13 protein-coding genes are annotated in these 15,314 nt (G+C 58.9%); 4 read left to right on the forward strand and 9 right to left on the reverse strand.

The genetic code is table 11. The features are described 5' to 3' along the window. Nucleotides 1–8: 8 nt before the first annotated feature. From yajC to queA, 3 genes are read right to left on the reverse strand one after another with little or no spacing between them, the layout of a single operon-like run. Nucleotides 9–341 carry a preprotein translocase subunit YajC gene (gene yajC, locus AC6I8F_RS14585; RefSeq protein ID WP_021507155.1) on the reverse strand — a complete coding sequence of 111 codons (333 nt, stop codon included), beginning with the start codon at nucleotides 339–341 and terminating at the stop codon, nucleotides 9–11. Nucleotides 342–366: 25 nt separating this feature from the next. Continuing rightward, nucleotides 367–1,491: a tRNA guanosine(34) transglycosylase Tgt gene (tgt, locus tag AC6I8F_RS14590; protein ID WP_021507154.1), complete on the reverse strand. Its 1,125-nt coding sequence runs from the start codon at nucleotides 1,489–1,491 to the stop codon at nucleotides 367–369. Nucleotides 1,492–1,530: 39 nt separating this feature from the next. Beyond that, complete coding sequence (gene queA, locus AC6I8F_RS14595) at nucleotides 1,531–2,601, reverse strand: tRNA preQ1(34) S-adenosylmethionine ribosyltransferase-isomerase QueA (RefSeq protein WP_058769378.1); 1,071 nt, start codon at nucleotides 2,599–2,601, stop codon at nucleotides 1,531–1,533. Between the two features lie 104 nt (nucleotides 2,602–2,705). On the opposite strand from queA, the gene AC6I8F_RS14600 reads away from it, so the two are divergent. The 4 genes from AC6I8F_RS14600 (at nucleotide 2,706) to AC6I8F_RS14615 (ending at nucleotide 7,720) form a co-directional block, all read left to right on the forward strand. Beyond that, a complete protein-coding gene (locus tag AC6I8F_RS14600; RefSeq protein ID WP_058781210.1) occupies nucleotides 2,706–3,287 on the forward strand; it encodes an ACP phosphodiesterase in 582 nt (193 codons plus the stop codon). A 162-nt stretch (nucleotides 3,288–3,449) separates the two neighbouring features. Further along, nucleotides 3,450–4,259, forward strand: a complete 810-nt coding sequence (locus AC6I8F_RS14605) for an inositol monophosphatase family protein (protein ID WP_058757972.1) — start codon at nucleotides 3,450–3,452, stop codon at nucleotides 4,257–4,259. Continuing rightward, nucleotides 4,256–5,491: a histidine-type phosphatase gene (locus AC6I8F_RS14610; protein WP_498028159.1), complete on the forward strand. Its 1,236-nt coding sequence runs from the start codon at nucleotides 4,256–4,258 to the stop codon at nucleotides 5,489–5,491. Before AC6I8F_RS14605 ends, AC6I8F_RS14610 begins: the two co-directional genes overlap by 4 nt. A 276-nt stretch (nucleotides 5,492–5,767) precedes the next feature. After that, a complete protein-coding gene (locus AC6I8F_RS14615; protein ID WP_498028160.1) occupies nucleotides 5,768–7,720 on the forward strand; it encodes an acyltransferase family protein in 1,953 nt (650 codons plus the stop codon). A gap of 42 nt (nucleotides 7,721–7,762) precedes the next feature. On the opposite strand, the gene proY is transcribed toward AC6I8F_RS14615, so the two are convergent. The 6 genes from proY to phoB all read right to left on the reverse strand — a co-directional run bounded on the left by proY (nucleotide 7,763) and on the right by phoB (nucleotide 15,145). After that, the gene (gene proY / locus AC6I8F_RS14620; protein ID WP_058775216.1) at nucleotides 7,763–9,118 is read right to left on the reverse strand and encodes a proline-specific permease ProY; all 1,356 of its coding nucleotides are present in this window, start codon (nucleotides 9,116–9,118) and stop codon (nucleotides 7,763–7,765) included. Nucleotides 9,119–9,187: 69 nt separating this feature from the next. Next, complete coding sequence (gene brnQ, locus AC6I8F_RS14625) at nucleotides 9,188–10,507, reverse strand: branched-chain amino acid transporter carrier protein BrnQ (protein WP_021507147.1); 1,320 nt, start codon at nucleotides 10,505–10,507, stop codon at nucleotides 9,188–9,190. 402 nt (nucleotides 10,508–10,909) lie between these two features. Next, entirely contained in the window at nucleotides 10,910–12,016 is a 1,107-nt protein-coding gene (locus AC6I8F_RS14630; RefSeq protein ID WP_498028161.1) for a cobalamin-independent methionine synthase II family protein, read from the reverse strand. A 165-nt stretch (nucleotides 12,017–12,181) separates the two neighbouring features. Beyond that, nucleotides 12,182–13,108 (reverse strand): PstS family phosphate ABC transporter substrate-binding protein, encoded by a 927-nt coding sequence (locus AC6I8F_RS14635; protein WP_498028162.1) that lies wholly within the window; start codon nucleotides 13,106–13,108, stop codon nucleotides 12,182–12,184. A gap of 18 nt (nucleotides 13,109–13,126) precedes the next feature. After that, entirely contained in the window at nucleotides 13,127–14,440 is a 1,314-nt protein-coding gene (phoR, locus tag AC6I8F_RS14640) for a phosphate regulon sensor histidine kinase PhoR (RefSeq protein ID WP_021507144.1), read from the reverse strand. A gap of 15 nt (nucleotides 14,441–14,455) precedes the next feature. After that, entirely contained in the window at nucleotides 14,456–15,145 is a 690-nt protein-coding gene (phoB, locus tag AC6I8F_RS14645) for a phosphate response regulator transcription factor PhoB (RefSeq protein ID WP_021507143.1), read from the reverse strand. Nucleotides 15,146–15,314: the final 169 nt, after the last annotated feature.

Genomic DNA, 15,314 nt, shown 5'->3' on the forward strand with positions numbered 1-15,314 from the left:
AGAATAAATTACAGCGCCTTCATTGTACCTTTCGGCAGAACGGCGGCCACGAAATCACGTTTAATCACTACTTCAGTGGTGTCGTTCAGGGCGATAGCGATGTAGCCGGTTTCAGCCACTTTCGTTACGCGGCCCACCAGGCCACCGTTGGTCAGCACTTCATCACCTTTGGAGATGGAATCCATCAGCTTTTTGTGATCTTTGGCGCGCTTCTGCTGTGGACGCAGGATCATGAAGTAGAAAATCAGACCAAAAACCACCAGCATGATCACCAGAGAATACGGACTTCCCTGAGACGGAGCGCCAGCTGCGGCCACGGCGTCAGAAATGAAAAAGCTCATTAAATTTCCCTCATTGATAGAATTATCAGACGTTTAACGGTGGAACCGCTTTGCCCGTCCGTTGGTAGAACTCGCTAACAAAGTGCTCTAATTTACCCTCTTCGATGGCCTGGCGTAAACCCGCCATCAGACGCTGGTAATAGCGCAGATTGTGGATGGTGTTCAGACGTGCGCCCAGTATTTCGTTACAGCGATCAAGATGATGCAAGTAGGCACGCGTGTAATTGCGACAGGTGTAACAATCACACTCCGCATCCAGCGGCGCGGTATCATCTTTGTATTTCGCATTGCGGATTTTCACCACGCCATCGGTGACGAACAGATGGCCATTGCGCGCGTTACGCGTTGGCATAACGCAGTCAAACATATCGATACCGCGGCGAACGCCTTCCACCAGATCTTCCGGTTTGCCGACGCCCATCAAATAACGCGGTTTGTCTTGCGGAATTTGCGGACAGACGTGTTCCAGGATGCGGTGCATGTCCTCTTTCGGTTCACCCACCGCCAGGCCGCCCACAGCGTACCCATCAAAGCCAATCTCTACCAGACCTTTAACCGAGACATCACGTAAATCTTCGTAAACCCCGCCCTGAATAATGCCAAACAGCGCATTTTTGTTACCGAGCGCGTCAAAGCGGTCGCGGCTGCGCTGCGCCCAGCGCAGTGACATCTCCATCGAGCGTTTAGCGTAATCCCAGTCCGCCGGATACGGCGTACATTCGTCGAAAATCATCACAATATCGGAGCCGAGATCGTACTGAATCTCCATCGATTTTTCCGGGTCGAGGAAAATCGGGTCGCCGTTGATGGGGTTGCGGAAATGCACGCCGGCTTCAGTGATCTTACGGATATCACCGAGGCTGAACACCTGGAAGCCGCCGGAGTCGGTCAGGATCGGTCCCTGCCAGTGCATGAAATCGTGCAGGTCGCCGTGCAGTTTCATGATCTCCTGCCCCGGGCGTAGCCACAGGTGGAAAGTGTTGCCCAGCAGGATCTGCGCGCCGGTCTCTTTCACTTCTTCCGGCGTCATGCCTTTGACCGTGCCGTAGGTGCCGACCGGCATAAACGCCGGGGTTTCCACGACGCCGCGATCAAAGACCAGACGGCCACGGCGCGCGCGCCCGTCGGTGGTATCTAATTCAAATTTCACATTGACCTCTTTCGATAATCAGAGAAACAGTCTGATTACTCAGCCACCAACGATTTCGTCGGGAGCCTGTGGATTACGGGTGATGTACATCGCATCCCCGTAGCTAAAGAAACGGTACTGCTCCGCCACCGCGCTCTGATAAGCCGCCATGGTGTGTTGATAACCGGCAAACGCCGAAACCAGCATAATCAGCGTCGATTCTGGCAGGTGGAAGTTGGTGATTAGCGCATCAATCACCTGATAGTGATAGCCCGGATAGATAAAGATCTGCGTGTCATCGAAAAACGGCGCGATCAGCCCATCCTGGCAGGCCTGCGCTGCGCTCTCCAGCGATCGCACCGAGGTGGTGCCCACAGCCACCACTTTGTTACCGCGCGCTTTGCACGCCAGCACCGCGTCCACCACGTCCTGCGGCACTTCGGCATATTCAGAGTGCATGATGTGATCGTTGATGTTCTCTACGCGCACCGGCTGGAAGGTGCCAGCGCCGACGTGCAGCGTTACAAACGCCATCTCCACGCCTTTTGCCTTCAGCGCCGCCAGCAGCGGCTCATCGAAGTGCAGACCGGCGGTCGGGGCTGCCACCGCGCCGGGGCGCGCGCTGTACACCGTCTGGTACAGCTCGCGGTCAGCTTCCTCATCCGGACGATCGATGTAAGGCGGCAGCGGCATATGGCCGACGCTGTTCAGGATATCCAGCACCGCGCGATCGTCCGCAAACTCGATTTCGAACAGCGCATCGTGGCGCGCCACCATGGTGGCTTTGACGCTTTCGTCGTCGCCCAGCAGTAATTCGGCACCCGGCTTCGGCGCTTTGGAGGCGCGCACGTGCGCCAGCACGCGTTTGTCATCCAGCATGCGCTCAACCAGCATCTCAATTTTGCCGCCGCTGGCTTTACGGCCATAGACGCGCGCCGGAATCACCCGGGTATTATTGAACACCAGCAGATCGCCCGGATTGAGCTTATCCAGCACATCAGTAAACACGCCATGGTTCAGCGCCCCGCTCGGGCCATCCAGCGACAGCAGGCGGCAACCGCTGCGCTGCGCCTGCGGATAGTGGGCGATCAAAGATTCCGGTAATTCAAAGGCAAAATCGGCTACACGCATGCATCACTTCTTCAGGACTCAAAAAACAGGCGGCATAGTTTAGCGGAAAAGTGGGCAATTCTGAACAACTGGCTGCGCCGGTGTGATTCTGCCTATAATGCGCCATGAACTTTCTTGCTCACCTTCACCTCGCAACCCTGGCCGACAGCTCACTGCTGGGTAATCTGCTGGCCGACTTTGTGCGCGGCAACGTTGAGGCGCAGTGGCCGCAGCCAGTGGTGGCCGGTATTGCCCTGCACCGGCGCATTGATGTGCTGACCGATAACCTGCCGGAAGTGCGCAGCGCGCGTCAGCTGTTCCGCGCCGAAACGCGCCGCGTAGCGCCAATCACCCTCGACGTGATCTGGGACCACTTCCTGGCGCGCCACTGGGATCAGCTGCATCCGGCGCAGTCGCTGTCCGCCTTTAGCGCCGCCGCCGAGCGCGACATTGTGCCGCAGCTGCCCGGCACGCCGGGCGATTTTATCGAGCTCAACGCGGTAATGTGGCGCGAACGCTGGTTTGAACACTATGCTGACCCGGCGCGGCTGGCGCGCGTGCTAAGCGGCATGGCGCATCGCCGGCCGCGGCTGGCGGCGCTGCGCGACTCCTATCAGGATTTTGTCGACCACTACACCCAGCTCGAACCGCTGTTTTTCCAGTTCTATCCACGCCTGATGGCCGCCGCGCGCGCCCGGCAGCTGTGAAGCACAATTTGCCGCTGCCCCGCATTGCCTCCCCTTGCCAGCCGCAGCCATCTGCGGCTTAATGAAGCCTTGCTTAACTTTTGTTAAGCCAGTCACACAGCCATGGCGCTTTATCCGGCGTGGTTCGCCACGTCGATTGCCAGTGAATGATAAGAGGGAAAAATGTCATCAGCTACGCTAACCGAATTAGATGCCCGTTATCACTATGCCTGTGAGGTGGCGAAAACCGCTGCCAGCCGCGCGCTGGCGTGGTATCAGCAGCGCCATCAGCTGGTGGTGGAGCATAAGAAGGATTTGCAGGATGTGGTCAGCGAGGCGGATCGCAACGTTGAGCTGCTGGTAAAACACCTGATTCATGAGCGTTTTCCTGACGATGCGGTGCTGGGTGAAGAGAGCGGCGGTGACGTCAGCGGCGCGCGCTTTATCTGGGTCATCGATCCGATTGACGGCACCAGCAGCTTTCTTAACGGCCTGCACAACTGGTGCGTCTCGCTGGCGATTGTCTGTGACAATCAGCCGGTGATTGGCGTAGTCAGCGATCCTAATCATCAGGAAACCTTCCACGCCTGCCGCGGCAAAGGTGCCTGGGTGAATGACAAGCGCATTCAGGCACACAGCGCGCAGCGGCTCGATCAGGGGCTGCTGGGCCTCAGCAGCTCCAACAGCCAGCCGATTGAACCGCTGACCACCTTTATCAGCCAGTTGCTGGCGCAGGGCGGCATGTTTATCCGCAACGGTTCCGGTGCGCTGATGAGCGCCTGGGCGGCCGCCGGCCGGCTGATTGGCTATTACGAAGCGCATATGAATCCGTGGGATGGCCTGCCTGGCATTGTGCTGATGCGCGAAGCGGGCGGCGTCACCAACGATTATCTCAGCCACCATGGCCTGCAACAGGGTAATCCGGTACTGCTGGCCAACGCGGTGCTCTATCCGCAGCTCAAAGCGCTGCTGCCGGCACAGCCAACGCTATGACACGTCTGCTGCTGAGCGCGCTGCTGGCTTTGCTGGCGCTCACCGCGCAGGCGCAGCCGCGCTACCAGCTGGAAAAAGTGGTAGAGATCAGCCGTCACGGCGTGCGTCCTCCCATCGCAGGTAACCGCACGGAAATCGAAGCCGCCACTCAGCGCGCCTGGCCGCGCTGGCGCAGCGCCGACGGCGAACTCACCGCACACGGTTATGCAGCGGTCGTGAATAAAGGTCGCTGGCAGGGCGAACACTATCGCCAGCTCGGCCTGCTGCGCGCCGGCTGTCCCGATGCCGGGCAAATCTACGTGCGCGCCAGTCCGCTGCAGCGCACCCGCGCCACGGCGCAGGCGCTGCTGCAGGGTGCCTTTCCTGGCTGCGATGTGGCAGTTCATCACGTCGCGGGGGCGGTCGATCCGCTATTTCAGAGCGAAAAACTGCCGTTCGGCCAAACGGATGCTGCCACGGAGCGGGCAGCGGTCGCGGCGCGCGCCGGCGATCTCACCGCACTGCAACAGCGTTTACAGCCCGCCGTGCAGCAGCTCAGGCAGGCGGTGTGTGCGGCAGATTGCCCGTTCTTCGATCGCCCCTGGCAGCTGAAGCAGAGTAAAAGCGGCCATACCTACGTGCAGGGTCTCAGCGTGCTGGCCAGCATGGCCGAAACCTTACGGCTCGGCTGGAGCGAAAATCTGCCGTTCAGCCAGCTGGCGTGGGGCAACATCACCCGGGCGCAGCAGATCAGCGCCCTGCTGCCGCTGCTGACCGCCAATTACGATCTGAGTAATGATGTGCCATATATCGCGCAAAAGCGTGCGTCGATTCTGCTGGACGCGGTGGTGCGCAACCTGCAGGACGATGCGGCGACGTCCTCCACCCGCTGGCTGCTGCTAGTGGCACACGACACCAATATCGCCATGTTACGCACGCTGATCGGCTTCAGCTGGCAACTGCCCGGCTATGCGCGCGGTAATATTCCGCCCGGCAGCAGTCTGGTGTTTGAGCGCTGGCGCGATAACCAGACGCAGACGCTGCTGCTGCGCGTCTATTTTCAGGCGCAAAGTCTGGATGCGCTGCGCCAGCTAACGCCGATCGATCGGCAGCACCCGCTGCTGCGCCAGGAGTGGCATCAGCAAAACTGTCGCCAGACGGCGGTGGGTACGCTGTGTCCTTATCAATCGACGCTTGAGCACTGGCGCACCGCCATTGATCAGCGCGCGGTAATCCCCGTGGACTATCCCTGACGCCAGCCACCGGGTTAAGCCAGACAGATTACGCCGGCTTATTCCTGCAGCGAAATTACAGCAATAAACTGCAAGCTGATGGGCACGGTTATCTGAGACTTTTCTTTTTTTTCCCTTAAAAGCGTTAGCGCTGTAAAACTGCGATATGCTGCACGGGTCAATCATCCCTTAGTAATACCTTTCTCTTTTTACATTTTTCGGCGACAGGATGCGCCGAGCTATTTTTACCCGCAGTAATAAAATCGCAAATTAACATTGAATAACTGGGATCCTGTTATGTCTGTACCTGTCTCGCTGCGCTATCGTCCGGATATCGATGGTCTGCGCGCTGTCGCCATTATATTGGTTGTGCTGTTTCACTGCGGCGTCAGCGCCGTGCCGGGCGGCTTTATTGGCGTCGATATTTTTTTCGTTATTTCCGGCTTTTTAATTGGCGGTATTATCAGTAAAGAAATTACCGCCGGCACCTTCTCGTTTTATCAGTTTTATTTACGCCGCATCCGGCGTATTGCGCCCGCCCTGTTTTTTATGCTGATGGTATTGCTGCTGCTCGGTTATCTGCTGTTATCACCGCTGGAATTAAGCCAGCTGGCAAAATACAGCATGGCGGTGTTTCTCTCGGTGCCCAATATGCTGTTACTGAAGAGTGGCGACTATTTCAGTGCGGATGCCGATCTCAATCCGCTGCTGATGACCTGGTCGCTGGGCATTGAGGAGCAGTTCTATATCGTGCTGCCGTTTGTTCTGCTGCTGGCCGTGCGGCTGCGGCGCACAATGACCGGCGTGGTGCTACTGCTCAGCCTGCTGTCGCTGGCCGGCTGCCTGTGGTTAACGCCCCTCTCCAGCACTCAGGCGTTTTATCTGCTGCCAACCCGCGCCTGGGAGCTGGGTGCCGGCGTGCTGCTGGCGCTGTGGCAACCCCGCCCCGTCACCGGCCGGCTGGCCAGCCTCTGTCATCTCGCTGGCTGGCTGCTGATCATCGGTGCCACGCTGTTACTCAGCCATAGCGATCGCTTTCCCGGCTGGCTGGCACTGCTGCCGGTGCTGGCGGCCTGTCTGATGATCGGTGCACGCAGCCCGCTCAATCAGCGGCTGCTGGAGAACGCGCCGATGCGCTTCATCGGTAAAATTTCCTACTCGTGGTATCTGTGGCACTGGCCGCTGCTCAGTCTGGCGCGCATCTGCAGCGATCGGCCGCTCAGCATCTGGCAGGCGTTGAGCATCTGTGCCGTGGCGCTGGTCATCGCCTGGCTCTCCTGGCGCTTCATCGAACAGCCATTCCGCCGGACGCGCAGCGGTACGCGCTGGCTGATCCCCGGCTACTGCGCTTCGTCGCTGCTGGCAGCCGGTGCCATGGTGCTGCTGTGGCAGAGCGGTGGCCTGAAATCGCGCGTCAGTGAAGCGGTGATGCTCGGCGACGAATGGAAAGTCGCCGCCCAGCGCGATCCCTGCCTGCTGGATTACGGCGCCACGCGGCCCGCCCGCGATGCGCAGTGCCAGCCGCAGAGTGACACACCGGCGATAGCGCTGATTGGCGACAGCCATGCCGCCGCGCTGGCGTCTAACGTCGCCGATTACGCCCGGCGGCAGCAGAAACCGCTGTTTCAGCTGACCAAAGCCTCCTGCCCTTTCCTGCTTGACGCCACGCGCGCGATGCCGCAAAAACCGCAGCATGCACAGCAGTGCCTCGATTTTAATCAGCGGGTTTTGCCGATCATTCTGAGCGATAAAATAGACGAAGTGGTGATCAGCGCGTTCTGGGCTGCGGGCCTCAGTACGCAGCCGGGCAGCGGATTCCGCAGTCTCCGCGATCCGGCGCAGGACAATCTGCAGGCGCTGAAAAGCGGGCTGGATACCGTGGTGGCGCAGCTGCTGGCGGCGGGGAAAAAGATCACCCTGATTGACGATGTGCCGACCATCACGCTCGATCCGCTGCGCTACAGCCATAACCGCAATATGCCGCTGCGCCGCAGCCTGAATAGCTGGCTCAGCGCGCAGGATGGCGCGGCGCTGGCGGCGGAACGCACGCAGCAGATGCAGATGCCAAACGCATCGGTGGCAAATCTGTTAAAGGATTATCAGCAGCGCGACGTGCGCGTGTTGTCACTGCAGGAGACGTTGTGTAATGCGCAGGGTTGTCTGGTCACTCATCAGGGCATGCCGCTCTGGTACGACAATAATCACCTGAATCCGTACGGCGGAGAGATGGCGCTGGGGAAAAACTGGTAATGCACAGCGGGCGAAGTCTCGCTTCGCCCGCTGTAAAGTTACTTACGCTTTACGTTTCTTCGCCAGCGGCCACGCCAGCAGCAGCAGAACAATCCACGCAAACCCGACGTACAGCGAGATACGCGTATCCGGGAAGTAGCCAATCAGCGCGATGATAAAGGCAAGGAACAGCACCCCCACCCACGCCGTAGCACTGCCGCCCGGCAGAGCAAACTGCAGCTTACCGGCCTGTTCTTTGCCGATTTTGTGGCGGAACGCGATCTGCGACAGCAGAATCATAATCCACACCCACACGGTGGCAAACGTCGCCAGCGAGGCAATCACCAGGAACACTTTTTCCGGCATCAGATAGTTGAGGTACACCGCCACCAGCATGGCAAGCATCATCACCAGCACCGTGACCCACGGAATGCCGCGATTCGACACCTTCATAAACATCTTCGGCGCATGACCCTGCTGCGCCATACCGTGCAGCATGCGACCGACGCCAAACACATCGCTGTTAATCGCCGACAGCGAGGCAGTCAGTACCACAAAGTTCAGAATGGAGGCGGCGGCGGCGATACCGAGGTGCTGGAAAGTCAGCACGAACGGGCTGCCTGCGGTACCGACCTGGTTCCAGGGATAGATCGACATGATCACAAACAGCGTGCCGACATAGAACACCAGAATGCGCAGCGGTACGGAGTTGATGGCGCGCGGGATCGATTTCGCCGGATCTTTAGCTTCGCCGGCGGTGATGCCAATGATCTCAATGCCGCCGTAGGCGAACATCACCATCTGCAGCGACAGCAGCATGCCGACGATACCGTGGGCAAAGAAGCCGCCGTTGGTCCACAGGTTATGGATGCCGGTCGGCTGACCGCCGTTGCCGATGCCCCAGAAAATCATGCCGAAACCGGCCACGATCATGATGATGATGGTGGCAACTTTGAAGAAGGAGAACCAGAACTCCACTTCGCCAAACACCTTCACGCTCATCAGGTTGATGGCGCCGATGATCAGCACCACCGACAGCACCCAAATCCAGTGCGGCACCTCCGGGAACCACACGCCCATGTAGATACCAAAAGCCGTGACGTCGGCGATCGCCACAATCAGGATTTCAAAGCAGTACGTCCAGCCGGTGATATAGCCCGCCAGCGGTCCGAGGTAATCCTGCGCGTAGCGTGAAAACGAGCTGGCCTGCGGATTGTTAACCGACATCTCGCCCAGCGCGCGCATGATGATATACGCCACGGCGCCGCCGATGATGTAGGCCAGCAGTACGCTGGGGCCTGCCATTTTGATGGCATCTGCCGAGCCGTAAAACAGCCCGGTGCCGATCGCCGATCCCAGCGCCATAAAACGGATGTGGCGCGTGCTCAGTCCGCGTTTGAGCTTATTGGTTTCTTGCATAACAAACAGTACCTGTGGAAATGAAAAAACCACGGGCAAGCCCGTGGTCGGAATTAACAGCAATGTCGCTTACTGGTGAACGGCAACCTGCTCACGCCCTTTCACCCGGTCAACCACCGCAGCAATCACCAGCATTGCCAGCGACGGCGGCAGCCAGGAGAGACCCTGATCGGCCAGCGGCAGATGCTGGCTAAACAGCGGCAGCGCATCTTTAAAGCTGGTGGTTTTGATGGCATCGACGATACCAAACAGCAGGCTGATCAGCATGGTTGGCGCAATGATGCGCGTGCTGCGATTCCACCAGCTCAGGGTAAAGCTCAGTACCACCAGTACGATGCACGGCGGATAGATAGCCGTCAGCACCGGAATCGAAATCTGAATCAGGTGGCTGAGACCGAGGTTCGACACCAGCATGGCGAACAGGCCGAGAATAAACACCAGCGCTTTATACGACAACGGCAGGTATTGCGCAAAGAATTCTGCGCAGGCGCAGGTCAGGCCCACCGCCGTAACCATACAGGCGACGAAAATCAGTGCGGCGAGGAAGACACTGCCCATGCCGCCGAAGGTCTGCTGCACGTAAGCATGCAGAATCGCCGCGCCGTTAGCGTTCTGATCGACAATCGCGCCGCTGCCGGAGCCCAGCTTGAACAGGCTGAGGTACACCAGCGTCAGGCCAACACCGGCGATCACGCCGGCCAGCATGGTATAGCGGGTCAGCAGTTTGCTGTCTTCCACGCCACGCGAACGCGCCGCATTAACGATGACGATACCGAACACCAGCGCGCCGAGCGTATCCATGGTCAGATAGCCGTTCACGAAACCGCTGGAGAAGGCCGCACGCTGGTAGTCGGCGGTGGCCGGCGAAATGCCGCCAGCCGGCCACAGCAGCGCCGCAACGCCCAGAATGGTCAGCGCGACAATTTTCAGCGGCGCGAGGAAGTGGCCGACGGTGTCCAGCAGCTTGCCCGGATAGAGCGAAATGCCGATCACCAGCGCGAAGTACACCAGGCTATAGATAAACAGCGGCAGCGGGCCGTCGCCGGTCAGTGGCGCAATCCCCACTTCAAATGAAACGGTCGCGGTGCGCGGCGTGGCAAACAGCGGGCCAACGGCGAGATAGCACACGGTGGCGAGCAGCAGACCGGCCGCTTTACCAATCGGTGAGCTGAGCGCATCAATACCGCCGCCAACGCGCGCCAGCGCGATCACGGTCATCACCGGTAAACCAACCGCGGTGATCAGGAAGCCGAAGGCGGCAATCCAGACATGTTCACCAGACTGAATACCGACCATAGGCGGGAAAATGATGTTTCCTGCGCCAACGAACAGGGCAAAGGTCATGAAGCCCAGCGCCAGGATGTCCCTGGAGGTTAAACGATGTGTCATAAACTTCTGTACTGCCTGTAGCTGATGTTGCGGTGGAAGTTGGGTTTGTGTTGTCCCCTGGATGCGCGAAAACAATGGCTTAACTGGCTTGACCAGTGCGTTATGCGGGCCGAATCGGTACAGCGCAGGTGATTTAAACTGCTTTTCTTCTGTTCACAGAGGGATGAATCGACAACGGCGCAAATTAAAACGTTTATAGCGAAGAAAGGCAATACAGGATCGGAAAACCAGAAGGATATAACAGGAAAGCGTCAGAACGCAGTGGATAAGCAGGAAATAGTCGGAAAACACCTGAGATGATTTGCTTAAAGTTTCTGCAAAGCGGGCGATCTCCTTGCAGAAACCGCCGCAGGGATGCACAAAAGGCGCGCTTTACGCGCCTGTTTGCACAACTTTACAGCATCACCACACCTGTTGTGCGATGTCGACAACCAGACGAATCTTCTGCCACTGCTGCGCTTCGGTCAGGCTGTTGCCCTCTTCCGTTGACGCAAAGCCACACTGCGGACTGAGGCAAATCTGGTCGAGGCTGACAAACTGCGCCGCTTCCTGCAGGCGCGCCTTCACCTGTGCAGCGTCTTCCAGCTCGCCGGTTTTGGTGGTGATCAGCCCTAATACCACCTGCTGATGACCCGGTTTGATGAAACGCAGCGGCTCAAAGCCACCGGAGCGCTCATTATCGTACTCGAGGAAAAACGCGTCGATGTTCACGCTGCCAAACAGAATTTCCGCCACCGGCTCGTAGCCGCCTTCCGAGATCCAGGTCGAGCGGAAGTTACCACGGCACACGTGCAGGCCGACGGTGAGATCCGCCGGTTTATCTTCCAGCGCGCGATTCAGCACCTGCGCATAAATGTGCGCCAGCTGTTGCGGATCTTCACCGCGCTCGCGAATTTGCTGCTGCTGATCGCCTGAACACAGGTACGCCCACACGGTGTCATCCAGCTGCAGATAGCGGCAGCCAGCGTCGTAAAACGCCTTGATCGCCTCTTTGTAAGTCTGTGCCAGATCGGCGAAGTAATGCTCCAGATCCGGATACACCGTGGCATCAATCACTTTACGGCCGCCGCGGAAGTGCAGCACGCTCGGGCTGGGAATGGTCATTTTCGCCACCGCATCGCCAGCCACGCTTTGCAGGAAGCGGAAATGGTCCAGCATCGGATGCTGCGGGTTAAAAGCGACTTTGCCGGTGACCTTCACGCCGTGCGCTTTGGTCTGCACGCCGTTGAACTGAATGCCCTGATCGGCCTCAAACAGCTCAACGCCGTGCAGATGGCCAAAGAAATCAAAGTGCCACCAGGCGCGGCGGAATTCACCGTCGGTCACCACCTGCAGACCGCTGGCGCGCTGCTGCTCCACCACCTGGCGAATCGCATCGTCTTCTACCTGACGCAGCTGGTCGGCGCTGAGGGTGCCACTGGCGAACTGCTCGCGTGCCTGCTTAATGGCAGCGGGACGCAGAAAACTGCCGACGGTATCGGCGCGGAACGGGGCGGTGTTGCGTTGCATATTCACTCCTGCACTGGCGCATAATTGCGTCAGGGTATAATTGCGTATGGTTATTTTTGGCCATCTGGATGGCTATATGTCCATAAGAGTGACATGCCGCCCTGCCGGCGGCAATAGAAGAAAATTCAGGGGACGTGAAAAAAATTCATGATCGGTCAGCGTGAATTAGTTTTGCGCAATCGCCGCGCGCGCCTGCGCGATCTGGCTGTCGGACAGCGGCAGGTAGCCAGCCTCCGTTACGCGGCGCTGGCCCTGCGCAGAGAGCACCTGTTGCAGAAAGGCGGCGACCAGCGGCGGCAGCGGTTTGCCGGGCGCCTTGTTAACGTAGATATACAGCGGGCGCGACCACGGATAGCGGCCGCTGCGGATCGATTCGGCATCCGGCATAACGCTGTCGCCGCTGGCGGTGACGATTGGCAGGGTTTTCACGCCGCTCAGGTGAAAGCCAAAACTGGCGTAGCCGATGCTGTTCGGCGTGCTGGCGACCGCCTGCACCACCGCCGCCGAGCCGGGAAACTCCGCGACGTCAGCGCGGAAATCGCCGCGACACAGCGCCTGCTGCTTGAAGAAGCCCCAGGTGCCGGAAGCGGAGTTACGGCCAAAGCGCTGAATACTGCGCGTTGCCCAGTTCGCCGTATGCAGACCAACATCGCCCCAGCGCTGTGGCACCTGCTGTGCGCCGCATAGCCGCGTCACGGAGAACAGCGCATCCAGCTGCGGCTGACTGATGGACGACAGCGGATTGTCCTGATTAACCACCACCACCAGCGCATCCATCGCCACCGGCACCGCCAGCGGTGCATAGCCATAGCGCGCGATAAACAGCTGACGCTCATCCACCTGCATCGGACGGCTCATGGCGCCAAGCTGAGCGGCCCCGGCGGCCAGCGCGGTCGGCGCCGTCGACGATCCCGCCGCCTGCACCTGCACATTAACGCCCGGAGACTGACGGCTGAAATCTTCGCCCCACAGCGTCATCAGATAGCCCAGCGTGTCCGAGCCGACGCTGCTCAGGTTGCCGGTCAGCATGCTTTGCTGAGCCGTCGCCAGCAGCGGGCACAGTAATAAAAGAGAGAGCAGCAGCGATTTCATCACAGAGTCCGGTGGCGTTTACTGCGCCACATTCTCGCGGATTCCGTTCGCCACAATCAAGCGCGGTGGCAGCACAAAGCGGAAGCAGGTTTCCTGATGCGGCACGCTGCTGATCTCCAGCCGCGTGGTGTGGTGGCCGAGCGCGTGCTTAACAATGGCCAGCCCCAGCCCGCTGCCGCCGGTGGCGCGCGAGCGCGCTTTATCCACGCGGTAGAAGCGTTCGGTCAGGCGCGGCAGATGCTCCTCGCTGATGCCGGGCCCGTTGTCGCACACTTTAAATTCGGCGCCCTGTTTGGTGCGCAGCCAGCTGATGTCGATGCGCGTGCCATCCGGCGTGTGGTTCACTGCGTTATACACCAGATTGGAAATCGCGCTGCGCAGTTGTTCATCATTGCCGAACACCTTCAGGTGCGGATCGGTGTGGAAATGGATGCTGTGCCGGCCCTGGCTGAGGGTTTCCGCCTCGCGCTGTAACAGCAGCAGCATGGTCGGCACATCCACCGTCTCTTTCAGATCAATGGCGGGGGCCGCTTCGATGCGTGACAGCGTCAGCAGCTGCTTCACCAGGCTGTCCATGCGTCGCGTCTGCTCCTGCATGGTACTGAGGGCCTTGCTGCGGGTGCGCTCGTTCATCCCGGCATCGTCCATCATCTCCAGATAGCCCTGCAGCACCGTCAGCGGGGTACGCAGTTCATGGCTGACGTTGGCGAAGAAGTTACGCCGCGCCCCTTCCAGCTGGTGCATCTGGGTGACATCACGCGCCACCATCAGCCACTGCCCTTCGCTGTAAGGCATGACGCGGAACTCCATGTGATGCTGATTATTCAGCACCAGCGTCAGCGGCTTGTTGAAGTCGCGCTGGCGGATATAGCGGGAGAATTCAGGGTAGCGCAGCAGGTTAAGGATATTCTGGCCATTATCTTCCGGCCAGCGCAGCCCGAGATGCTGCTGAGCCAGACCGTTACACCAGAAAATGGTGCCCTCTTCGGTGGTGAGCACCACTGCGTCCGGCAGCGACTCGGCCCCGCTGCGAAAGCGTTTGATCAGATTGCCCAGCTCGCGCCGGCGGCGGCGATTGCGCAACTGCATTTGATACAGGCCGTAAAACAGCGGTTCCCAGCTGCCGCGCCCGGTGGGCGGCGTCATTGAACGATCAATCCACAGCCAGTGCGACAGCCGCATCAGATTTTTAAAGTGCCAGAACAGCACGCCGCACACGGCCAGTAACAGCCACCACGGCAGATAGCCAACCAGCAGACCCAGCACCAGCGCAGGCAGACACACCAGCGCCAGCTCGGTCAGTAATCTCTTCCAGGAGAGTCGTTCCAGCACGGTAAAAGACTCCGTTTAGTAGCGGGCAGAGAAACGATACCCTGTTCCGCGAACGGTTTGTACCATGCGATCGTGGCCGGAAACTTCCAGTGCTTTACGTAAACGACGGATATGCACATCCACGGTGCGGTCTTCCACATACACGTTAGTGCCCCACACGTGATTCAGCAGCTGTTCGCGGCTGTATACGCGCTCCGGATGCGTCATAAAGAAGTGCAGCAGTTTGTATTCGGTCGGTCCCATTTCCAGCGGCGTGGTTTCGGACATCACGCGATGCGAGGAGGGATCGAGGCTCAGCCCCTGCATCTCAATCACCTCTTCCACCGCCATCGGTGAGATACGGCGCATCACGGCTTTAATGCGCGCCATCAGCTCTTTGGGCGAGAACGGCTTGGTGATGTAATCATCGGCGCCCACTTCCAGCCCGCGCACGCGATCTTCCTCTTCGCCGCGCGCCGTCAGCATCATCACCGGAATATCACGCGTCATGGCTTCACGCTTTAAATGTTTGATGAACTGAATGCCGCTGCCGCCGGGTAACATCCAGTCCAGCAGAATCAGATCGGGCCAGGGTTCGATCAGCTTGCCAATCGCGCTGTCATAGTCCTCAGCCTCAATCGGCTGGTAATCGTTTTGTTCCAGCACGAAACATAACATTTCACGGATGGGAGCTTCGTCTTCCACAACCAAAATGCGCTTAGCCATTATTACTCCTGCGATTGTGACAGCATGTCACGGGGGTTTGCGGCGCCATTATGCGTCAGTTTTGTGACACTTTTATGAAAAACCCACCTCATGATAATCAGATAAAAAGCGCAATTGTGACAACCGGTTTCGCTTTTTTTTCATTGCGTTGTTAAGCGGTTATACTGCC

The organism is gamma proteobacterium symbiont of Axiagastus rosmarus (assembly GCF_059730925.1).